The organism is Marinomonas posidonica (assembly GCF_043643765.1).
GTDB lineage: Bacteria > Pseudomonadota > Gammaproteobacteria > Pseudomonadales > Marinomonadaceae > Marinomonas > Marinomonas posidonica_A.
This window is the reverse complement of the sequence record NZ_JBHZSP010000003.1, coordinates 135,438-156,085: the sequence shown is the minus strand read 5'-3', so window position 1 is coordinate 156,085 and position 20,648 is coordinate 135,438. Positions and strand designations below refer to the sequence as shown.

Genomic DNA, 20,648 nt, shown 5'->3' with positions numbered 1-20,648 from the left:
GCTTAAACCACTCCAATGGAATCTCTATGGAAAACGCCCATAACAATACTCAGGCTTCTGGCATGCAGGCAAAGGAATTCACTACCCTGGTTGCCCTTCTTATGTCGATTGTTGCTATCTCAATTGATGCTCTCTTACCGGCTTTGGGCATTATCGGCAATGACCTTGGTGCCGTCACGGCTAACCAACCACAGTTGTTAATCAGCATGTTGTTTTTAGGTATGGCATTAGGACAACTGATTTGCGGCCCGCTTTCAGATGCCCTAGGCCGCCGTCCAGTCTTATTTTCAGGCTTCACCCTTTACCTTATTGGCACTTTAATTTGCTATCAAGCCGATAACCTCGAAATGCTAATGATCGGACGTTTTATACAAGGCTTAGGCGTTGCTGGACCGTATATTTCCGCGATATCACTTGTTCGTGATTTATTTCACGGTGCACAAATGGCACGCATCATGTCATTAGTAATGATGATCTTTGTACTGGTACCGGCCATTGCGCCAACACTTGGTCAAGGCATTATGCTGATTTCTGACTGGCGCGGTATTTTCGAGCTGTATCTCGTTTACGCCATCATTTTGATGCTGTGGATCTTCTTTCGTTTAAAAGAAACCCTACCTAAAGAGCACCGCATCGCGTTTTCAACAAAAGGCTTTTATGACGGCTTTAAAGAAGTGGTCACCAACCGAATCACCGCAAGCTATACGATTTGTATGGGATTATTTTTTGGTAGCTTTATTGGCTATTTGAACTCGTCTCAGCAAATTTTTCAGGTGCAATTTGAAACGGGTAATATGTTTTCAGTCTACTTTGGCTTACTGGCTTTAGTCCTTGGTGTATCCTCCCTAATCAACGCTAGAGTAGTTGAAAAGTTTGGCGCACGACACATTGCCTTTCGAGCCATTTTCTTAGTCGTGGTGGCGTCAGCGATTTTCTTAAGCTTACATGCCTTTGTGGACATCAATCTGTGGATGTTTATGCTCTACGCAAGCCTCTTATTTTTCTGCTTTGGTTTGTTGTTTGGTAACGTCAATGCGCTGGCCATGGAGCCCATGGGACACGTGGCTGGAATCGCCTCAGCCATCATTGGCTCTGTTTCTTCTATCATGTCCATGTCGATTGGCACCGTGATAGGCCAATTATATGACAATACGCTGATTCCTATTTCAGCAGGCTTTGTAATAATGGGCTCTCTTGCCCTCGTCATTATGTTTTGGGCCGAAAAAGGTCGTATCGAAGACCTACCGGAAGTCGGAAACGCCTCGGCCTAGCACTTCGCGAAGTGCCTCATGAAGCCAAAAAGCTCGCACGATGAATAGGCAATCGTTGCGAGCTTTTTGTTTTTTTGCTCTCATTAGTGGCGGCCAATAATCGGCTGTAACTCGGACAGCAAATCCGCTTTCGAAATAGCCGGCTGCTTTAGTAGGACGGGCAACAGCAAAGATCGCCGCGTGACAGCATCCAACAAGCGATAGGTGTCATCTGACACTTGATAAAGGTCTTTCCAGCGCAGCAGTACATTTTCAAGTCGCTCTTCAAATTTCGCGAAAAGCGCCATTGAGGTGGCCGACATTTTGTGCTGTTCACCAATAAAAATACGATACACAGCCAACCACTCAGGTTTCGAAACCCACGTATTCCAGAGGCTCAACCAAGCTGTCAAAGGCTCTTTTGATGTGGATTGCTGACACACTTCGAAGGTGGCCGACAAGCTTTGCTCTGCGGCCTCAGATACGCTTTCTAGCACCTGCTCCCACAGAACCAATTTCGTCGGAAAGTTACTGTAAACCGTTGGTTTAGAAACGGCGGCGGCATTTACTACTTGATCAATACTCGTGCCTTGATAGCCTTGCATGGTAAACAACTCACACGCTGCCGACACGATATGTGCTTTTTTACTGGGTCTTCCCCTAGCCATATTTCCTCTAACCTTAGTCGAAGCGTTTAATGCCTCATTCTAACTCATTGATGTTAATAAGCCGTCAAATATGCCTTCATCCAAGATAATGACACCCAAGTAAAAATACTATGGCTGCCCTTGAAAAACCGTCATGCCTTCTGGGATGTCATACCAGTCTTGCTTTTCCGACACCCAAATGTGAGCGGTTGGTTGGATAATGGATGTGTCCTCTAAGGTACTGGGTTTTAACTTAAGCAAATCAGGTTTAGCCGGATCAAAATGATAAATCCGATTACCGCATGTCACACAGAATTTAGCCGCAGAAACATTGCCACTGTCCGAACCTCGTCGCCAATCAGCCATCTCACCTTCAATTAGCAGCTGCTCTTTATCCACCATAGCGGTAATACTAAACGCACTGGTAGAAAGCTTTTGACACTCTTTACAATGGCACGCCACGATCATTGTAGGCGCTGATAACAGTTGATATTGAACGCCGCCACACTGACACGCACCACGAATGGGATATTTTGCATTACTCATAAGCCACTCCTTTAAACCACGGCCTCTAGGTCGCAGCCAATTCATAAAAACCAGATATTGGTCAAGGGTTTAACCATCACTTCATACACGACAAACGATAGAATACCCCTTGCAACCGTCAAACTAAAAGCAATAAATAATGCTTTATAAAGAAGTCAAAAGCTCAAAACCAATTAATCGACAATGTTTGGCTCAGCAATGTAGATATGAATTATATTGGATAGTATGTATTACCGAGCAATTCAATAGAACAAAAACTTAACCATTTGATCAATAACTTACGCCATCTATTACGCTCTCTGGAATCATTCAAACCAAAGGGCAACCCCACTTTTAACATAACAAAACGGACAAGATAGCTCATGAATAACAAGCTGAAACGACGACGTATTCCCCCCCTGATATCTAGATCACATTGCTAACATGTCTCTGTTGAAGGTAGACAATTATGAACGCAAACACTATCCGACTTAGCTTCGAGTTGTTACAATCAAAAACCTCACTTACAAAATGAAACATTTATGTAAGAAAGAAAAGGTACTTTAGGTATGAAAACTGCCTAAAACAAGGAAGCCGTATACAAAGATTAACAATATGATGTAAATCGTATGCTTGCTATTCAAATCTTCTTTCGGTTAAGCGGTCATGTTGTTGGGATACAAATAAGCAATGAAAGATAATGTAACAATATCAGTCTCTTCTATTCATGGAAGTAAGCATTTTAGCTTTGGAAAGAAGTTTCGACACACAATGAAAGTGTTGAGTTACATACTGTTTGTTGGTGTGATCGTCACAGGCATTGTTATTTATTATCTCGTCCATGAGGCCGAGTTTGCTAAACTCAAACAGAAAGAACTGGAAACAAAATATTCATCGGTTAATCGTGAACTCACAGCCCTAACGGCGTTAAAGTCTACTCTTGAGCACGATTTGTCAGAACGTGAAGAACGCATGCAACTCGTCTCAGACAGGCTGAATGATTTAGAAAACGTGCTCGGTATGAGTGACCAAAATGGGGCCGAGTTGGAATCTCGCTTGGATACCGCTACTATAACCACATCAATGCGCGTCATGATGTTAACGCAAATACCTAGCGGTCCGCCGGTCATCAATGCTCGAACATCATCAGGATATGGCAAGCGAAAACATCCGGTCACTGGAATTGTAAAGTTCCATCGGGGCCAAGATTTTGCGGTTAATACTGGAACACCAATCTATGCTCCAGCAGATGGTGCGGTCGAAGTAATACGCCCAAGTAACAAAGGCTCTGGTAACTATTTAAGAATATTTCATGCTTATGGTTTTTCGAGTTCCTACTCTCATTTGAGCAAATTTGCCGTCAAACGTGGTGACTTTGTGAAAAAAGGGGATTTGATCGCCTACTCAGGAAACAGTGGTTTATCTTCTGGCCCCCATCTTCACTATGAAGTTAGATTTGTCGGCCGAGCTCTAAACCCGAAACCCTTTATAAGTTGGAATGTGGATAATTTCGATACAATATTTGAAAGTGTAAGAGGTATAGGATGGGAATCTTTGGTGGGTCAAGTACAGTTAAGAGTCAGTCGTCAGCTACAACTCTCATCGCAGAAGGTTGCACTATTAATGGACACATCCAAGTAGCGAGCCAGTTGCAAATCGATGGTCACGTTGAAGGGCAAATTGACGCAATTAAACAGATAAAAATTAGCGAATCAGGCAAGGTGTTGGGTGAAATCAACACAGAGAAATTGATCATAAACGGACACTTTGAAGGCATTTGTTATGCAACTTATATCGAAATTTTAAGTTGCGGACGTGTGAGCGGCACCGTTTATAGCGACAATTTAAGCATCGAACCTGGTGGTAAATTTACCGGTATTACTAATCCTGCAGAAAAGAACGTCGCCCAACAAGAAGCACTAGACCTAGATGAAAAAGTGACCTTGATTAGCAGCGATGCAGTCTAGAAAAATCATCGATTTCTTTTAAAAGACGATAAAGCCAAGTCCGTTACGAACTTCGGCTTTTCTTTTTTCCATTCGTTTTCTATTCATTTTGCTTACCCTTTAGACACATCTGCGTATCTAGGGAATACTAATACCTCTTCTGAACATCTATCTTATCTGAGCAATGCTCAACCTTCCCTAAGCTAAGTTCCTGTTTCAAAACGATTCACGTCACGATGTGGTAATTTAAACCTATTCCCACCCAATTAATGCGCCGTCAAAAAACCATATTATTAACGTTAATGGCTTGACCTTGGTCTTCGCATGAATTAATTTATTTACCATACCGTTTAGTTAATAAATTATTAGGAGCAAGCCATGCAAAGCGAAAATGGTTTCTACGGCCAATATGGCGGCAGCTATATTCCAGAAATTCTGTTTGCCAGTCAGCAGCAAATCTTAACCGCATTTGAAGAAGCGAAGCAGGATGAAAGCTTCCTAGCAGAATTGAATAAACAATGGCAACAATTCTCAGGCCGTCCGACACCGCTCACGTTTTGCGCCAATCTCACCGAGCATTTTGGTGGTGCGCAGATCTATCTTAAGCGTGAAGATTTAAATCACAGTGGTGCGCACAAAATGAATAACGTTATTGGCCAAGGTTTGCTGGTTAAACGCATGGGCAAAAGACGTGTTATCGCCGAAACTGGAGCGGGTCAACATGGCATTGCGACGGCACTGGTTGCGGCTCGTTTGGGCCTAGAGTGCACCATTTATATGGGCGCAAAAGACATCGAGCGCCAGTACCCAAATGTATTTTGGATGAAACAACTCGGTGCCGAAGTAGTGCCTGTTACCACTGGCGCACAAACTCTGCGCGATGCGCTAGATGAAGCATTACGGGATTGGTCTTCCAGCCATGAAGACAGCCATTATCTAATCGGTACGTCCTGTGGTTGTGCGCCCTTCCCTGAAATGGTGGCTTTTTTCCAATCCGTCATAGGCAATGAAGTACGTCAGCAAAGTGTCGCCCAATTCGACCAATTCCCAGACCGCCTTTACGCTTGTGTTGGTGGTGGATCCAATGCATGTGGCTTGTTCCTACCTTTCCTTGACGACAAAGAAGTAGAAATGGTTGGCGTTGAAGCGGGCGGAAAAGGCTTAGCATTAGGCGAACACTCGATTCGCTTATCTCACAACCTTGGCCAACCTGGTATCGCGCAAGGTTTTGCCACCATGTTTTTACAAGATAATGCCGGACAACTGCAAGAAACGCACTCCATCGCGGCGGGTCTAGATTATGTTGGGGTTTCACCTATTATCGCCCATTTGGCGGAAACCGGTCGTGTGAAAATGACCTATGCTATGGACGATGAAGTCATTGCCGCTTGTACTCTGTTGTTGAAAAAAGAAGGCATCATTCCTGCGCTTGAGTCCTCTCATGCCCTCGCGGGTGCCTTTAAAGACGCACCAAATTTGCCGAAAGATTCAAAGATTGTCATTAACTTATCGGGCCGTGGTGACAAAGATATTTTTAATGTTGCAAAAGCCGTACAAGATGAAACCTTTCCTGAGTTCTTAAACGATTACCTTGCGTCTTACCCTACTCGTCACCTTGATAACCAGGAGCAAAACTGATGAGCCAATTAGCCGAATTTACCCAGCAAAAACTCATCCGTAAACCCATTTTGGCCATGACCCATGTGGTATATGGTTACCCAAGCGTCACGGAAAGCTTATCTTGGATGAGACGATTATTAGAAGAAGGCGTTGACTTCATTGAAGTACAATTCCCGTTCTCAGACCCGGTTGCGGACGGCCCGAGTATTGTCGCCGCTTGTCATAAAGCACTGGAACAAACACTGGACGTTGACACCTGCTTATCTCAGTTAGGAGAGCTGGCACGGGATTTCCCAGAAAGCCGTATCGTCCTCATGAGCTACCTTAATCCAATGTATCGCTTCGGCTTGGAAAAGCTTGCTAAACGTGCCTCTGAAGAAAATATTCAAGGCCTAATTTTACCAGACTTACCGATTGAAGCCGCCTCACAATACCAACAAGCTTGCCATCAATATAACATTGATCCGGTTTGGTTGGTGACACCAGTGACACCAACTGAACGACTGACTATGTTAGCCAGTCAAGCCAGTGGTTTCTTATACTGTGTCGCAAGGTCTGGGGTAACCGGTCACTCCAGTCACGAAAGTAAGGCGAAAGACACCTCTTTGAATGATTATTTAGCTCTAATCAAACAACACGCCAGTGCTCCCATTGGGGTTGGTTTTGGCTTGCGTAAACGTTCGCAAATAGAGCAACTAATCGGTAAAGCGGACATCGCGATATTAGGTTCGGCACTGCTCGATGCCTACAACCAAGGCGGTCAAAAAGCGGGCATCGAACTAATCAAGGAATTATTTCATTAGTTGCTCCGTTCCTCTTACCAACAACCTCTCTTGTAAATCCCTCTCTCATAATATACGATCCATATATAAATCATATACGGATCATATATTATGGGTATTATTAAAATCTCTGATCAACTTCACGATGACATTCGCAAAAGCAGTCAAGTGATGTCGCGATCTATTAACGCGCAAGCCGAATTCTGGATAAAAATGGGCCGCTTGGCAGAGCTCAATCCAACCTTCACGTTTGCTGAGCTCATTGCTCAGGAGCTTGCCAGCACGATAGATCAAGATATCCCCTACATAGGCGTGAAATGACATGCAAGTAAAGATTAAGAACGCAGAAGAAATTGCGTTTATGCGCGAATCAGGTGCTTTATTAGCCAAAGTATTTACAATGCTAGATGGCATTGTCAAAGAAGGCATTTCGACGTTAGAGATCAATGATAAGGTCGAACATTATATTCGTGATGAACTCAATGCTAGACCGGCCAGCTTAGGTCAATACGGCTATCAGTTTGTATTGAATTCTTCCATGAATGAGGTGGTGTGTCACGGCGTCCCCAATGCCAATAAAATCCTCAAAGGCAGTGACATTGTTAATTTCGATATTACCCTTGAAAAGAACGGCTTTATTGCAGACTCCAGTAAAATGTATGTAATGAGCAATGCCAGTTTAATGGCCAAACGACTTGTTAAAACGACCTATGATGCTATGTGGGCCGGTATTAAAACCGTCAAACCAGGCGCTACCTTAGGCGACATTGGTTTCGCTATTCAAAGGCTAGCCGAAAGCAAAGGCTACTCTATTGTAAAAGAATATTGTGGTCACGGTATTGGAAGGGAAATGCACGAAGAACCCAATGTCCTTCATTACGGCAAACCTGGTACAGGCTTGGTATTAAAAGAAGGAATGACCTTCACCATTGAGCCCATGATCAACCAAGGCAAAGCAAAAACCAAGACTCGCAAAGACGGCTGGACGGTGGTCACCGCTGACAAGAAACTGTCTGCACAATGGGAACACACCGTTCTCGTCACCAAGACAGGTTATGAAGTCCTCACATTACGAGCTGAGGAGCAGTGATGACTCAGGGGAAATAAGCCTAAAAGCCTTATTCCTCTTTCGCTAACCGCAAAAAGCGCTTATGAATTTTTCGTGTTGCTAACCAAACTCCAGCCACAACAAGCGGCACAGTCAAGCCTATTACAAGGCTTTTATCAAATTGAAAGCCTTTTTCGTACGCTGCTTCTATTAAAAATTTCAGCAAGCCCACACTGTAGTAGCTAATGGCGGCCACAGACAAACCTTCTACTGTGTGCTGCATCGCCAATTGTATTTTTGAACGTCGATCCATTGAGGAAAGTAACTCTTGGTTTTGCGACTGAATCGACATATCCACTCGGGTTCGCATCATATCTGAGACCCGATCTATTCGCGTAGACAAACTTTCTAAATGATCACTGGTGGTCACACACGTTCTTACTGCTGGGGTTAAACGTCGAGTCATAAACTCGGTGATGGTCAAATGACCCGACACCTCATCTTCTTTTAACTCTTCTAGACGGTTTAACACCAGCTCATGGTAGGCTTTTGCTGCACTAAAGCGAAACGCCACTTTGGCTCTGGTCGCCTCTACCCATGCTGCCATATCAATCAGCTCAGCCAGCAAAGAGGTTTCATCCAGTTGCGCATTGTCATCCGATAATCTAGCTGTGGTTTGCGCTAACTGATTATCCATATTCACCAACTCAGCATTGTATTGACGAGCCATAGGCAAGGCCAATAACGCCATCAAGCGATAGGTTTCAATCTCGACTAATCTCTGTACTAAGCGACCTAGCTGGCTGTCACTCATTTTTTTATTATAAATCAGAAAGCGACCACAACCATCACTGTGCAATTTAAAACTGGTCCAGACTTGAACATCGCCATTTTGCGGTCGACTACCCACCATTCGCATGCCTTCAAAATGACGTTTCACCTCGACTAGATCAGGTTCAGCCTTGGTGATTGCATCTTCAACCGCCACATGAAATGCGACCATCACCTTACCAGGTAATTCAGACAACCAAGCACTCGGCAAGCTGGACAAGGCATCCTGATCAAAGACCCCAAACGCTTCTGTTATCTGGTGTGTGCTAATCATGTAAGAGGTAAATTCAAGGTGCTTATCGCGGCGAATCTTGAAGGGACCAAAGTCCACTTCAATACAAGCACTGTCATGCTGTGGTGGTGTAAGGTCGAAGGTTTGGTGCAGTAGACAAAAATGCTCAAACTCCGTCTGCTTTTGCTGACTGTCGAGCATAATCGCCAAATAACTGATGCGAGCTGGGCTGGAAATCACCTGAAAAGGTCGAGAGTGCAACTCGTCATAGAGAGAGTCCCGCAACGGGTGCACGTCTAAACCGTGTAACTGGCTAGTATTATTCAAATTCATGTTGACTAATTAATCATTTAATCGTGGCAAGTGTAACGAAGTCTATCACTTCATTGGGACGTCTAATTTATCAGACACATCCCATAATATCTTGTTCTTTCCGGTATTTTTTGCCTGAACAAGCTTATTATCAGCACGATCAAAAAATTCGCAGAGTAAATCCGAACTTTGCGGATAGCAAGTCGCTCCCCCGACACTAACAGTCACTTGACCCGTTTCACCACCATGATGATAACTGAGATTAAGACGCTCAATTTCCAACATACATTGGTGCGCCACCTTCGTTGCCTCTTGCTGAGAAAAGCGCGGCAGTAACACGACAAATTCTTCGCCACCATAACGTGCGACTAAGCCTTCACCTGGACCAACCTGCATAGCCAGAACAGACGCCACCTGTTTCAGTACTTTATCTCCGGTCGCATGACCATAACAATCGTTGTAGTGTTTGAAGTTATCAATATCAATCACCAATAAAGACAAGCACTCTTGATGCTCTATCGCCGACTGCCATTCAGATGAAATAACGTCTTCGTATTTACGACGATTGGCCAACGACGTTAACGGATCAATGTTAGCCAACTCTTCTAACATTTTTCTCTGCTTGGTCAGCTGTAAATGCAAACGCACTCGAGCTTGGACAATATTGGTATAAAGCGGTTTTTGTATGTAGTCACAAGCGCCCATCAAGAGGGCTTTTTCTTCATGACTCGAATCATTCAAGGCGGTGATAAAAATCACCGGAATGGCACTGGTTCTAACATCGTGACGAAGACGTGTCATAGTGTCATAACCATCCATACCAGGCATAAGCACATCGAGCAAAATAAGATCTGGCTGAAACTCAATCGCTTTACGGATGCCTTGTTCACCATTAATAGCAAGAATAATCTCTACATCTTCTCTTAAAATATCGCTGATAACTTTCAAATTAATTTTTTCGTCATCAATGACTAAAACACGTTGTTGACTTGTCATTGCCATTATTTATCACCTTGCAAATCAAACATGAGTTCGGCCACTTGAGAGGCAGCATACTCAAATTCAATGTTTGAAACAGAGTAAAGTATATTTTCGATTGATAAAGCGTATTTGGTCCCCACTAACATTTTCTGGATATCTTGCAACTGATCTTCTACAGCGAAATCGGACTGTATTAATAAGCTGTGAATGTACTCAAGCTTCTCAATCACTATTTGCTGTTGATCAAAGTTAACGCTCAATTCTCCATCTTTTAAAAGTGGCGATAATTTTTCACTTAATGCCGTAATTAAGGCATTAATACTGGACTCAATTTTTTCTAACTGTTGAGAAGAAATGCTCTTCGTCGCTGCACTTTGTTCTAACTCAGCACAATCATTAGAAAGCTTAATCTCTCCAATATAGGCCAAACTGGATTTAAGTGAATGAATATTAAGTAAGGTGTCAGATTGAGACACACCACTAAATGAAAAGTGCTTATACCTTTCATAAAATGATACAAGTAAATCTAAATAAAGTTCGTATTTACCATCAAGTTTTTCAATAGCGTGCCAAACATCTAATGTATCGATAGCCGAAATATTAGACAATACTTCCTGCTCATGAGAAAACTGATCGGATAATATTTTTTTCTTACATTCCAATGATTTATATTGCTTAACCTTTTGCAAGTGAATTTGTAAAATTTTGTACAATTCATTCTTGTCAATCGGTTTATCCAGATGTCCATTCATGCCAGCCTGAGCGGATTTATATTTTGCATCATCGGAAACATGGGCTGTCATAGCAAAAATAGGAATATGTTTACTGGCCTCCAACTCTCGTAGTTTCTGAGTAGCCGTTAACCCGTCCATCACAGGCATTTGAATATCCATCAAGATCAAATCAAAATGTTCGTGCAATACTTTATCGATCGCTTCTTGCCCATTATTCGCAATCATTACATGTGCTTTCGTTTCATTTAAATAACCCAACATGACCTTTTGATTAATTAGGTTATCTTCCACCAAAAGTATTTTACAATCCTGACAATTTGGAATCATGACACTCGTTTTCATTGACTGTTTCGATTGAGCCAAGGTTTCTTGATGTATTTTCAACGGTATATTAAAGCGAAATGTCGCGCCTTTACCTATATCACTTTCAACTGAGATGGAACCATTCATTAAATGACATATTTGTTGGCAGATAGCCAACCCTAATCCAGTGCCACCAAACACTCTCGTAATACTGTCATCGGCTTGCTGAAAAGACTGAAATAAGCGGGCTTGATCCGTTACTGAAATACCAATGCCGGTATCAATTACTTCTCCGGTTAACAGGATTTCTTGTTCTGATATGGGTGAACAGGACAGGCGAACCGTAATGCCACCACGCTCAGTAAACTTGACGGCATTGGTGATCAAATTCACCAATAGTTGCTGAATTTTTAACGGATCACCCAATAGACTCGCTGGAATATAGGGCGATACATCACTACTGAGGCTGATTTGCTTTGCTTTTGCCTGAACCGCATTAATATTAATGGCATGCTCTAGCAGACTATGAATATGGAAAGGACTCTCTTCAAGGGTCATTTTACCCGCTTCTGCTTTCGAAAAATCCAAGACATCATTAACGATTCCCAGTAGAGATTCACCAGCCGATAGTATTTTTGAAAGAGAGTCGGTTTGCTCTTTATTTAAAGGCGTTTTTAGACATAAATAACTGAGTCCAATCACCGCATTGATTGGGGTTCGAATTTCATGACTCATCCGTGCCACAAAAGAGGACTTAGCTTCTAAAGCTTCTTCAGCGATCAACTTAGCACGTTCAAGTTCCGCTGTTCGTTCTCGTACTTTCTGATCTAGATCATGATTAACCGACTCTAAAGCAAGGCTGTACTCAGTCAGCTTTTCATTGGCTTGAAGGGCAACTTTTTCAGCGTCTTTGATTTTGGTAATATCACGACTCACACCGCACACAAAAATAGGCGCATTAGAAGCATCATAGATGGGCACAAAAAGGGTATCAAAATAAATCTTAGAGCCATCCCCTCGCACACCATTTTGCTCGACAGAAATAGGGGTGCCTGCCGCAATCACTTCATGATATGTGGCATACACTTGCTCAGCCATTTCATCACCAAACTGCTCACGCAAATTTAATCGATGAATGGTTGAATCTTGCTCCAGCCCCATGACTTTTTTGGAAGCCGGATTATTATCATAAAGAGCAAACTCACCGTCCGCTTCAACCGACATAATGAACATTAAATCTGCAGAATAACGCCAAAGTTGTCGAAAACAATCTAAGATGGTTTGATCGTGCTCATGTTTATCATAGGTATGGCTCAACTTCATGTGTTATCCCTCACAGTCCATCACGTCAATCAATTGATTACTTCACAAATTGCCAGTTCATTGAATTCGCTTGAAAATAAGCATTATTTTTATTTGTCCCATTGGCCAGCCATCGAGACAAAAATAAACCATCTCTAGTCGAATTCATCCTACCAACTAACGAAATAGGTTGTAATGACGTCAGCATATATCCACTTAGCGTTAGACTCTGTAATATATTGTTATTGGCATAGGTGTCAGTAAAACCAATGAGCTGAATTTTTTCACCTTGATAAGACAATTCCCCAGCCAACACACCATACTTTTGATTCTGCACCGCCAGCGCTAACTGGATGGTCTTATCATCGGACGACCAAACACCATTAATGGGGTTGTCATTCTGTTGAGAGGTTTCTCGCCACGCCGTCGAATCTGCTAAAACAGTGACACTGTCTGACTTTTTAAAGACCAAGTTATCAATGTAATCCCCTGGTTCAAAGGCTTGATAAGGCGTGGTTGTTAGCAAAGTATTGATCACCGTCATCTCCCCATTCGCGTTTAATTGCCCGCAATAAGTCGACACCCAATGAATACCATCGTCCTCAGCTTCAACATCAAATGGTCGCCAGAAAATGGATAAGACCAACGGCTGACCTTGTTGAGGGTCAGGATCTTGTGGACGGCAATGTCCAACGAGAAAATAGGTACCCGACGCGCCTGTGGTGGACTGATATTCACCGACAATTTGTCCCGTTTCACTGACATCTAAGGTCATTCTAGAACCGTACTCGTTTTGCCAAACACCATGTAAAATGAACGCCATTCTTTACTCCTTAAGATAAAGCACTTCTGTAAAGCTTATGCATCAAACAGACTTGCCCGTTTACTTTGTCGGCTGGTAATAATTTTTGGCCCATCCGGTTTGTTAAAAATCCACACGCCAAGGGGCTTTAATTGCCAAACTTTATCCACCAGCTCAGCTTTATATTGATAAAGGGTATAGAGGTGATCCATGATGATGGAACCAACTAAAGCAATGTCATCAGCGCCTTCCATAGGATCAAATTGACTAATCACTTGCCCCTTATCTTGCCCTTCTTCGATGAGCACATCGTATAGCGTCGAATCTACGGTTATTTCTCCCGGCTCACCCTTATCCGTTTCCCCAATTTGAATCGACAAAATCTCTTTATCCATTGCCAACGACAGCAATGAATTCATCAAATTTTCATCGCCTTTAAACTGAGAAGAACCAGAGTCGAGAGCAAAAAAGAAACCGTCTTTGGCCTCTAATAAGTGCTTCCCCCCCATTGAGAGAGACCGCAATGGCGTAGTCCAAAGATAATTAGCTTGATATTCTTGCCAAGGCAAAAACAAATATTCGAGACTGTCACGATAAGCTTGATTAAGCAAACCAAACTCTAATCGTCCTTGTCGTTCTGGAATGTCTGACAAAAAACCGACAAAAGGTGAATCTGGATTCACTTTGCCTTGTTGAATAAGACTTTCAAAAAAGTGAAAGGATGCGGCTTGATCTGTCGAGTCCCCCACTTCTGCGGAATAAGGCACCACGCTGGGCAAGCCGATGCCACCATCCCAATCAAGCTCAGCAAAATGCCGACTGCTGTACGATTGAGCCAAATAGAGATCGCTGATGAGATCAATCTCTGAGGCAGGTAACAAAGGCTGCAACCTAACGATATCTTGCCCGGCTTCTACTTCCATGGTGCCCCAAGGTCCAAAGCTAACCGACTGTGGTTCCTGACTTAACCAACGAAACGTACTTGATGCCTGAAAGTTAAATTGCTCACCACCATAATGATGACAGGTGTCGCTGGCACACAAACTGGAAGTCACCCAATTAAAGTCACTGCCTGTATCAAAACAGATCTTCAGAGATTGCGCAGGCGTGCCAAGGCCAACTCGAGCGAACCAAGGAGACGCTCCATTGTTTTGGAAAGGTCCACGATAAAGTGGTACAGAAAATCCCATTTTGTAATCCTTAGACATATCAAATTCATCCTTTTATCCATTTGATGGATCTGAGTGTATACTCAGTTTGTGGATTCAACCAAAGTGAATTTGGAAGCCATGCTCTAGATCAACAAATCTTCTAGCACGTTTTAAAAAAACAGAAAGAATGGAACTATGTGGTCAATAAAACGAAAAATAATGGGTGCCGCCCTTACAATTATGTGGTCAACGCACACCTTTGGTAATCCTCTGATTGAATTTGGCAAACGCTGCTTAATCGCAGAACAACAATTAAACGAAGTGGCCATGCAAGTTAACCAACGTCAGCAAAACCATCAACAAGCTCAGCAAGTGAGCCAAGGTATTAAACAGCAAATTCAACACTATGAAACACAGCAGGCCAGACTCGAAACCAGCCTAGAAGAATGCCAACAGACTAGTAAAAACACTTCATACTGCCATAAGGTACGAGACCAACATCAACAATTAAACCAACTGATCCGAGAAACCAAACAAGCCTTAATCAATGAAGAAGAAAGTGTCAGTCTTTATTCCTATGAACTGATTCGCGATGACTATGAACAAAAGCTCGCTCGCTTCCAAATGCGTTGCCGTAATTCCAATCAGCACTATACGTTTATTCAAAATCCCGAGGCTTATTCGGCCGTCTGTCATAACGAAGCGTTAAAACAAACCCAAACCTGCTCTTTCCTTTAGATTCACAAGTTTGGCCGGATCACGAAACTGTCATATTTATCCGGCAATCTATAGGTAACCAAAGATCGGAACAAAGCCTTGCTTGCCATCAATTTAAAGCGCTCAATGAGCCGCCATACGAATAACAAGCGACTCAACAAACAGGTGTCGATCAGCCTCACCTCACCAACCCCCATGCATTCCATCAGCCCTAGGTATTTATCCTTTTCAATTGATATCTCCGTTCTCGCGGGGGGATTTTGGTGGGAAGGCAGCAAAGGCACTCAACAAGGCTTAGGCACAGAAAAGACACCGCCTCTGGATTTACAACAAGAGAAACTCGACAAACTGGTCCAATCTCTTGGGCCTTCCTATGTCCGCGTGGGCGGATCAGAAGCGGATAAACTCCACTATTTCACTAGCCACAAGGCTCCCAACCAAGACGCACTGCCATTAACTCAAGTCATCTGGCACCAGCTACATAATTTTTGCCAACGCAATGATCTATGGCTTATGTTCACCTTTAAATACGGCTTATTTGAACGCCGTCTACAAGGTCAATGGCAAGCAAACGAAGTCGTCGACTTACTCACCTACAGCCAACAAAACAATCAAAACATCGCCGTTTGTGAACTGGGCAATGAACTCAATGCTTACTGGGCCTTTCATGGCATAACGGCTCAGCCCAGTGCCAAAAAATTGGCTAAAGATTATGACCAATTCACTCGCTGCGTCAGACAACACAGTCCAACCAGTTTAGTTGCCGGGCCAGGCAGCGCCTTTTGGCCAAGGATAGGTGAAGCGGTTAAACCCTTTAGCAACATTACTGTGCCATTTTTAGAGAATTTAACGGAGCCATTAGATATAGTCGACTGGCACTATTACCCGTTCCAGAGCAGCCGTTCACCAGTCAAAACCCGTGCCGCCACACCTCGTAACTTACTGTCATTAAACGCACTGGATAGCTTTGAAAAATACGCTATAAAACTGGATGACTATCGCCGCCAATACCAGACCCAAGCGCAAGTGTGGACAGGTGAAAGCGGCTCAGCACAATGTGGTGGTCAAGCCAAACTGTCTGATCGCTTCATTTCCTCTTTTTGGTGGGCCGACCAACTAGGGCGAGGCGCAAAGCTTGGTCAACAAGTGATGATTAGACAGAGTCTGATTGGGGGCGATTACGCTCTGATTAACCGACAAACGCTCAAACCCAATCCAGATTTCTGGGTCAGCTGGTTATGGGAAAAACTTATGGGCAATGAAGTCTATCAAGTACAAAGCAGTGATTCGTCTATTTTAGTGTATTGCCATAACGCCAAAAAAGCGGGCAAATGCACACTCCTCATCATCAATATGACATCACAATTTCGAATGATTCACTGCCACCACTTTGGCTTGAAAAAGAAACGCTTTGAAATTACAGCCGATTCCTTAACCGCCAAAAAAGTTCGCATCAATGGCATACGACCCAAATTCCGCAACGGTAAGGTGAAGCTCAGTGATTTTCCCAAACTATCCAAGCTCAACCTGATCAGTCCACACAGCATTAATTTTTGGTGTTTTACGGTATAAATCACAAATGCAAATAAAAACAATTATCAATACTGTAAAATTTCAATCTACCTCGCTATAATGCCGCCTTTATCTTAATGGAAGAGGTGTATCATGGTCGGCATGACTGGGGTGGTTCGTTATATGCTGTTGTCTGTTGTCTGCTTGGTTGTCTTAATAGGCTGTGAACAAGAACATGACGCTGAATCAGACCTCGCTCTTTGGCAAGTCTCTCAAGCTGAAACTGGCTGGCCACGAAGCATTCAGACCGAACAAGGCCGACTGACATTAACACAACCTCCTAAGCGAATCGTTTCCACCAGCGTCACGCTGACCGGCACCCTTCTCGCCATTAATGCGCCAGTTATCGCCACCGGTGGCACCATGGCAAATACTGACGTCGCCGGTGAATACGGCTTTATGCGCCAATGGGAAAGCGTTGCCAAACAGCGAAAACTTATCCCTCTGTACCAGACCGAAGCCAACGCCGAAGCCATTGTTGAAGCCAGACCAGATCTTATTATTATCTCTGCGACTGGCGGTGATTCCGCGCGAAAATTGTATGCGCAATTAAAAGACATCGCCCCCACCCTGATTATTGGCTACGACGATAAAAGCTGGATGCAATTGGCAAGTATTTTTGGCCAATTCCTTGGACTAGAAAAACAAGCCCAAACTGTTATTAGCCAGTTTGAACAAGACGTTCAAAAAACCAAAGACATGATTCAACTACCACCACAACCGACGACTGCAATGGTGTATTACCAAGACAATACCGGCGGCAATATCTGGACACATGAATCGGCCCAAGGTCAACTGCTGACGGAGTTAGGCTTTCAACTCGCTGAAGTCCCAGACTCCGTTAAAGGCGACAACAGTATGGGACAACGCAATGACATCATCATTGCCACAGGAGAGCGCTTTCCAGATGCCATTACGGGCCAAAGTGTGTTGCTTTTTGCGGCCGCCAAAGAAAGAGTAAAGGGTTTCATTCACACCCCTTATCTACAAGCCACTCAAGCGGTCAAAAACCATCAGGTTTATGCCGTGGGCAATGACACGTTTCGGCTAGATTACTACAGCGCCACCAACCTATTACACCGCCTACAAACGCTTTTTGGACAGTCCAAGCATGCAAACTAAACAAAGACTCATTTGGCTAATCTTCGCCTTGATTTGTCTGTGCATTATTATGCTTGCTAGTCTGTGTTTTGGTGCCAAAGCTATACCGCTTCAGCAACTTTGGAACATCGCCTCTGGTGATGACACTGGCCTAGCAAAAACCATCATTTTTGAAGGACGACTGCCTAGAACGCTCAATGGTTTGTTTGTGGGGATGGCGTTAGGCACTTCTGGTGCCTTGATCCAAGCCATTACCCGCAATCCGTTAGCCGATCCTGGTATTTTGGGCGTCAATCTAGGCGCCAGTTTGGCCATCGCCATCAGCATTGTCTTTCTCGGTGCGACACAACTCAGTGAGTTTTTTATCTATGCCGCCATTGGCGCTTTGCTAGCCAGTTTACTGGTTTACTATGTCGGCCGCTTAGGTGGTGGTCGCGTTGACCCATTAAAACTCACCCTTGCTGGTGTGGCCATTGGTGCCGTATTTGGCGGTTTAAGTTCTGCACTCACACTGTTTAATCCTAGCGCCTTTGATCAAATTCGCTTTTGGTCGGTTGGCAGTTTAGACATTCGCAATCTTGCCATCCCCTTCTTCATTGCGCCTGTGGTGATCATTGGCTGCCTTATTGCTTTGGCCATTACCCCAGCCCTGAATGCATTTGGATTAGGGGATTCACTCGCCACCGCGCTTGGTAGTCAGCCAGCCCGCGCACAAATTCTCGCTCTCATTGCCATTACCTTATTATGCGGGGCGGCAACGGCGGCGGCCGGACCCATTGGCTTTGTCAGTCTAATGATTCCTCACATTGCCCGCTGGATGGTGGGCCCCGATCAACGCTGGGTCATGCCATTCTGTATCATTTTGACTCCTTGCTTACTGCTCTTCGCCGACATTGTTGGACGAGTCTTGATTGTCGGTGAACTCAGGGTTTCCATTGTCACCGCCTTTATTGGCGCGCCGATTATCATCTATCTTGTCAGACGAAAGGGAGCATCTTCATTATGATGTCACGTCAGTACAAGCCTTCTCTCGTCCCTGTCGCATTTATTTTGACACTGGTGGTTCTAGTGGCGACCCTGTTTGCAGGCCAACAAGTCGCTCAAGGTATGACAGGCATCTGGCAATTGCTCACCGGAGAAGCCAGCCCATACCAATCCATTGTCGTCTGGCAATGGCGAGCGTCTCGGGCCTTAGGGGCTTTAATTATTGGGGCAGGCTTGGGCGTCAGTGGCGCGGTCTTCCAATCCTTGGTTCGCAATCCATTAGGTAGCCCTGACATTACGGGCTTTAATGTCGGTGCCTTTACTGGCGTTCTACTCTCTATTGCTTGGTTTGGTAATGTCTATTGGATGAGCGTTTTAGGAGCCATTTTGGGGGGACTCTGCGCCGCCCTTTTAGTCTATTTGTTTGCTTATCGAGACGGTCATTCCGGCTTTCGTCTGATTATTGTTGGTATTGCTATCAGCGCGACTCTAACCGCTTTTAATCAGTGGTTATCCTTATCCGTGTCCCTTGAAACCGCCATGACCGCCGCACTTTGGAGTGCGGGCTCGCTGAACGGTATGACCTGGTCTAGGATTTTACCCGCCGCCATATTATTGATATTGCTGATGTCTGTTGCTCTGGCGATGAACAGCCGTATGAAATTACTGGAAATGGGAGACGACACCGCCGCCGCTCTTGGGGTTTCCGTGAACAAGAGTCGCTTAGCACTCATGTTTGTCGGTGTATCACTGACCGCTGTGGCGACCGCCATTACCGGCCCCATTGCTTTTATCTCTCTGGCCGCACCTCAAATCGCTCGTCGTTTGGAGAATAACGCATCCATTTCACTTACCGCATCCGCATTGGTTGGTGCCATGCTATTACTGGCTGCAGACTTCTTAGCGCAACATGCTTGGCAAGGCATCACCCTTCCTGTTGGTCTCGTCACCATCAGTTTAGGCGGCCTCTATTTGGTTTATTTAATTGTACGAGAAGGAAGACTATGAGCCCGAATTCATCCACTTTATTAGCGGCTGAGTCCGTCACTCTTAGCTACGATCAAACCATTATTGCAAAAGATTTATCCGTACAGATTCCGGAAGGCAAATTCAGCGTGATTGTCGGCCCAAATGGCTGTGGTAAATCGACCTTATTGCGCGCCATGAGTCGCTTATTAGTTCCAGAATCTGGCAAGGTACTGCTGAATGGTCGCAACATCCACGAACAGACCACAAAAGACGTCGCCAAACAGCTAGGACTGTTGCCGCAAAGCGCCATTGCCCCAGACGGTATTAAGGTAATGGATTTGGTTTCACGGGGCCGCTTCCCTCATCAAAAATGGTTCCAACCTTGGCGTGAAGAAGACCAAAACGCCGTCGACGCGGCCATGGCGGCGACACACATTACCGACTTTGCTCAACATCATGTAGATCAGCTTTCTGGCGGACAGAGACAACGGGTATGGGTGGCCATGGCTTTAGCGCAGCAGACGCCTGTACTTTTGTTAGACGAGCCGACCACCTACTTAGACATTGCTCACCAAATTGAATTACTGGATTTATTTCAAGATTTAAACCAAAAGAATGGCCATACCATGGTAGCTGTATTACATGATCTGAACCACGCCTGTCGCTATGCCGATAATCTCATAGCCATGAAGGATGGCCATATTGTCGCCACGGGCAAGCCAAACGAGATCGTCACTGAGGACTTAATTGAATCGGTATTTGGTTTACCTTGTCTGATTATAGAAGACCCTATTTCTGGTACCCCCTTGGTCATACCGAAAAGCCGCCAGTGTTAACAC

At 44.3% G+C, this 20,648-nt stretch carries 20 protein-coding genes; 13 read left to right on the top strand and 7 right to left on the bottom strand.

The annotated features are described in order from the left end of the window. The first annotated feature begins 26 nt into the window (after nt 1–26). Nucleotides 27–1,271: a multidrug effflux MFS transporter gene (locus tag ACHUFM_RS04645; protein ID WP_394180035.1), complete on the top strand. Its 1,245-nt coding sequence runs from the start codon at nt 27–29 to the stop codon at nt 1,269–1,271. 83 nt (nt 1,272–1,354) lie between these two features. Here the strand turns inward: ACHUFM_RS04645 and ACHUFM_RS04640 are convergent, their stop codons facing one another. Both ACHUFM_RS04640 and ACHUFM_RS04635 read right to left on the bottom strand, forming a co-directional pair. After that, nucleotides 1,355–1,918, bottom strand: a complete 564-nt coding sequence (locus tag ACHUFM_RS04640; protein ID WP_394180033.1) for a TetR/AcrR family transcriptional regulator — start codon at nt 1,916–1,918, stop codon at nt 1,355–1,357. Between the two features lie 108 nt (nt 1,919–2,026). Beyond that, the gene (locus ACHUFM_RS04635) at nt 2,027–2,443 is read right to left on the bottom strand and encodes a GFA family protein (RefSeq protein ID WP_394180031.1); all 417 of its coding nucleotides are present in this window, start codon (nt 2,441–2,443) and stop codon (nt 2,027–2,029) included. Nucleotides 2,444–3,112: 669 nt separating this feature from the next. On the opposite strand from ACHUFM_RS04635, the gene ACHUFM_RS04630 reads away from it, so the two are divergent. From ACHUFM_RS04630 to map, 6 genes are all read left to right on the top strand, one after another. Continuing rightward, nucleotides 3,113–4,063 carry a M23 family metallopeptidase gene (locus ACHUFM_RS04630; RefSeq protein ID WP_113873838.1) on the top strand — a complete coding sequence of 317 codons (951 nt, stop codon included), beginning with the start codon at nt 3,113–3,115 and terminating at the stop codon, nt 4,061–4,063. An 8-nt stretch (nt 4,064–4,071) separates the two neighbouring features. Further along, a complete protein-coding gene (locus tag ACHUFM_RS04625) occupies nt 4,072–4,389 on the top strand; it encodes a bactofilin family protein (protein WP_063333116.1) in 318 nt (105 codons plus the stop codon). A gap of 357 nt (nt 4,390–4,746) precedes the next feature. Further along, on the top strand, nt 4,747–6,006 hold the full coding sequence (trpB, locus tag ACHUFM_RS04620; protein WP_394180028.1) for a tryptophan synthase subunit beta: 1,260 nt from the start codon (nt 4,747–4,749) through the stop codon (nt 6,004–6,006). Then, nucleotides 6,006–6,791: a tryptophan synthase subunit alpha gene (trpA, locus tag ACHUFM_RS04615; protein ID WP_394180026.1), complete on the top strand. Its 786-nt coding sequence runs from the start codon at nt 6,006–6,008 to the stop codon at nt 6,789–6,791. Before trpB ends, trpA begins: the two co-directional genes overlap by 1 nt. Before the next feature lie 90 nt (nt 6,792–6,881). Beyond that, a complete protein-coding gene (locus ACHUFM_RS04610) occupies nt 6,882–7,091 on the top strand; it encodes a ParD-like family protein (RefSeq protein WP_394180024.1) in 210 nt (69 codons plus the stop codon). A 1-nt stretch (nt 7,092) separates the two neighbouring features. Then, nucleotides 7,093–7,860, top strand: coding sequence for a type I methionyl aminopeptidase (map, locus tag ACHUFM_RS04605; RefSeq protein WP_394180022.1), 768 nt, complete (start codon nt 7,093–7,095; stop codon nt 7,858–7,860). A gap of 28 nt (nt 7,861–7,888) precedes the next feature. On the opposite strand, the gene ACHUFM_RS04600 is transcribed toward map, so the two are convergent. Genes ACHUFM_RS04600 through ACHUFM_RS04580 form a run of 5 tightly spaced genes read right to left on the bottom strand, consistent with a single transcriptional unit; the run spans nt 7,889 to nt 14,523 of the window. Next, nucleotides 7,889–9,214, bottom strand: coding sequence for a DUF3422 family protein (locus ACHUFM_RS04600; protein ID WP_394180020.1), 1,326 nt, complete (start codon nt 9,212–9,214; stop codon nt 7,889–7,891). Nucleotides 9,215–9,259: 45 nt separating this feature from the next. Then, nucleotides 9,260–10,195 (bottom strand): GGDEF domain-containing protein, encoded by a 936-nt coding sequence (locus tag ACHUFM_RS04595; protein WP_394180018.1) that lies wholly within the window; start codon nt 10,193–10,195, stop codon nt 9,260–9,262. Next, nucleotides 10,195–12,534 (bottom strand): ATP-binding protein, encoded by a 2,340-nt coding sequence (locus tag ACHUFM_RS04590; protein WP_394180016.1) that lies wholly within the window; start codon nt 12,532–12,534, stop codon nt 10,195–10,197. The genes ACHUFM_RS04595 and ACHUFM_RS04590 overlap by 1 nt, the downstream gene beginning before the upstream one ends. 37 nt (nt 12,535–12,571) lie before the next feature. Continuing rightward, a complete protein-coding gene (locus tag ACHUFM_RS04585; RefSeq protein ID WP_394180014.1) occupies nt 12,572–13,336 on the bottom strand; it encodes an avidin/streptavidin family protein in 765 nt (254 codons plus the stop codon). Between the two features lie 35 nt (nt 13,337–13,371). Continuing rightward, on the bottom strand, nt 13,372–14,523 hold the full coding sequence (locus tag ACHUFM_RS04580; protein ID WP_394180012.1) for a pepsin-like aspartic protease: 1,152 nt from the start codon (nt 14,521–14,523) through the stop codon (nt 13,372–13,374). A 183-nt stretch (nt 14,524–14,706) separates the two neighbouring features. Here ACHUFM_RS04580 and ACHUFM_RS04575 point away from each other — a divergent pair, with 183 nt between their 5' ends. The 6 genes from ACHUFM_RS04575 to ACHUFM_RS04550 all read left to right on the top strand — a co-directional run bounded on the left by ACHUFM_RS04575 (nt 14,707) and on the right by ACHUFM_RS04550 (nt 20,645). Then, a complete protein-coding gene (locus ACHUFM_RS04575) occupies nt 14,707–15,204 on the top strand; it encodes a hypothetical protein (RefSeq protein WP_394180010.1) in 498 nt (165 codons plus the stop codon). Nucleotides 15,205–15,309: 105 nt separating this feature from the next. Continuing rightward, nucleotides 15,310–16,755, top strand: coding sequence for a glycosyl hydrolase family 79 N-terminal domain-containing protein (locus ACHUFM_RS04570; protein WP_394180008.1), 1,446 nt, complete (start codon nt 15,310–15,312; stop codon nt 16,753–16,755). Between the two features lie 93 nt (nt 16,756–16,848). Further along, on the top strand, nt 16,849–17,877 hold the full coding sequence (fepB, locus tag ACHUFM_RS04565; RefSeq protein ID WP_394180006.1) for a Fe2+-enterobactin ABC transporter substrate-binding protein: 1,029 nt from the start codon (nt 16,849–16,851) through the stop codon (nt 17,875–17,877). Beyond that, nucleotides 17,867–18,862 (top strand): Fe(3+)-siderophore ABC transporter permease, encoded by a 996-nt coding sequence (gene fepD / locus ACHUFM_RS04560; protein WP_394180004.1) that lies wholly within the window; start codon nt 17,867–17,869, stop codon nt 18,860–18,862. The genes fepB and fepD overlap by 11 nt, the downstream gene beginning before the upstream one ends. Beyond that, complete coding sequence (locus tag ACHUFM_RS04555; RefSeq protein ID WP_394180002.1) at nt 18,859–19,848, top strand: FecCD family ABC transporter permease; 990 nt, start codon at nt 18,859–18,861, stop codon at nt 19,846–19,848. Before fepD ends, ACHUFM_RS04555 begins: the two co-directional genes overlap by 4 nt. Continuing rightward, nucleotides 19,845–20,645 carry an ABC transporter ATP-binding protein gene (locus tag ACHUFM_RS04550; protein ID WP_394180000.1) on the top strand — a complete coding sequence of 267 codons (801 nt, stop codon included), beginning with the start codon at nt 19,845–19,847 and terminating at the stop codon, nt 20,643–20,645. Before ACHUFM_RS04555 ends, ACHUFM_RS04550 begins: the two co-directional genes overlap by 4 nt. The last annotated feature ends 3 nt before the right edge of the window (nt 20,646–20,648 follow it).

Excerpts from the sequence above, each read along its gene's own strand:
- ACHUFM_RS04645 (WP_394180035.1), top strand. The coding sequence starts at position 27 with ATGGAAAACGCCCATAACAATACTCAGGCTTCTGGCATGCAGGCAAAG.
- ACHUFM_RS04640 (WP_394180033.1), bottom strand. The coding sequence starts at position 1,918 with ATGGCTAGGGGAAGACCCAGTAAAAAAGCACATATCGTGTCGGCAGCG.
- ACHUFM_RS04635 (WP_394180031.1), bottom strand. The coding sequence starts at position 2,443 with ATGAGTAATGCAAAATATCCCATTCGTGGTGCGTGTCAGTGTGGCGGC.
- ACHUFM_RS04630 (WP_113873838.1), top strand. The coding sequence starts at position 3,113 with ATGAAAGATAATGTAACAATATCAGTCTCTTCTATTCATGGAAGTAAG.
- trpB (WP_394180028.1), top strand. The coding sequence starts at position 4,747 with ATGCAAAGCGAAAATGGTTTCTACGGCCAATATGGCGGCAGCTATATT.
- trpA (WP_394180026.1), top strand. The coding sequence starts at position 6,006 with ATGAGCCAATTAGCCGAATTTACCCAGCAAAAACTCATCCGTAAACCC.
- ACHUFM_RS04610 (WP_394180024.1), top strand. The coding sequence starts at position 6,882 with ATGGGTATTATTAAAATCTCTGATCAACTTCACGATGACATTCGCAAA.
- map (WP_394180022.1), top strand. The coding sequence starts at position 7,093 with ATGCAAGTAAAGATTAAGAACGCAGAAGAAATTGCGTTTATGCGCGAA.
- ACHUFM_RS04600 (WP_394180020.1), bottom strand. The coding sequence starts at position 9,214 with ATGAATTTGAATAATACTAGCCAGTTACACGGTTTAGACGTGCACCCG.
- ACHUFM_RS04595 (WP_394180018.1), bottom strand. The coding sequence starts at position 10,195 with ATGGCAATGACAAGTCAACAACGTGTTTTAGTCATTGATGACGAAAAA.
- ACHUFM_RS04590 (WP_394180016.1), bottom strand. The coding sequence starts at position 12,534 with ATGAAGTTGAGCCATACCTATGATAAACATGAGCACGATCAAACCATC.
- ACHUFM_RS04585 (WP_394180014.1), bottom strand. The coding sequence starts at position 13,336 with ATGGCGTTCATTTTACATGGTGTTTGGCAAAACGAGTACGGTTCTAGA.
- ACHUFM_RS04580 (WP_394180012.1), bottom strand. The coding sequence starts at position 14,523 with ATGTCTAAGGATTACAAAATGGGATTTTCTGTACCACTTTATCGTGGA.
- ACHUFM_RS04575 (WP_394180010.1), top strand. The coding sequence starts at position 14,707 with ATGTGGTCAACGCACACCTTTGGTAATCCTCTGATTGAATTTGGCAAA.
- ACHUFM_RS04570 (WP_394180008.1), top strand. The coding sequence starts at position 15,310 with ATGAGCCGCCATACGAATAACAAGCGACTCAACAAACAGGTGTCGATC.
- fepB (WP_394180006.1), top strand. The coding sequence starts at position 16,849 with ATGGTCGGCATGACTGGGGTGGTTCGTTATATGCTGTTGTCTGTTGTC.
- fepD (WP_394180004.1), top strand. The coding sequence starts at position 17,867 with ATGCAAACTAAACAAAGACTCATTTGGCTAATCTTCGCCTTGATTTGT.
- ACHUFM_RS04555 (WP_394180002.1), top strand. The coding sequence starts at position 18,859 with ATGATGTCACGTCAGTACAAGCCTTCTCTCGTCCCTGTCGCATTTATT.
- ACHUFM_RS04550 (WP_394180000.1), top strand. The coding sequence starts at position 19,845 with ATGAGCCCGAATTCATCCACTTTATTAGCGGCTGAGTCCGTCACTCTT.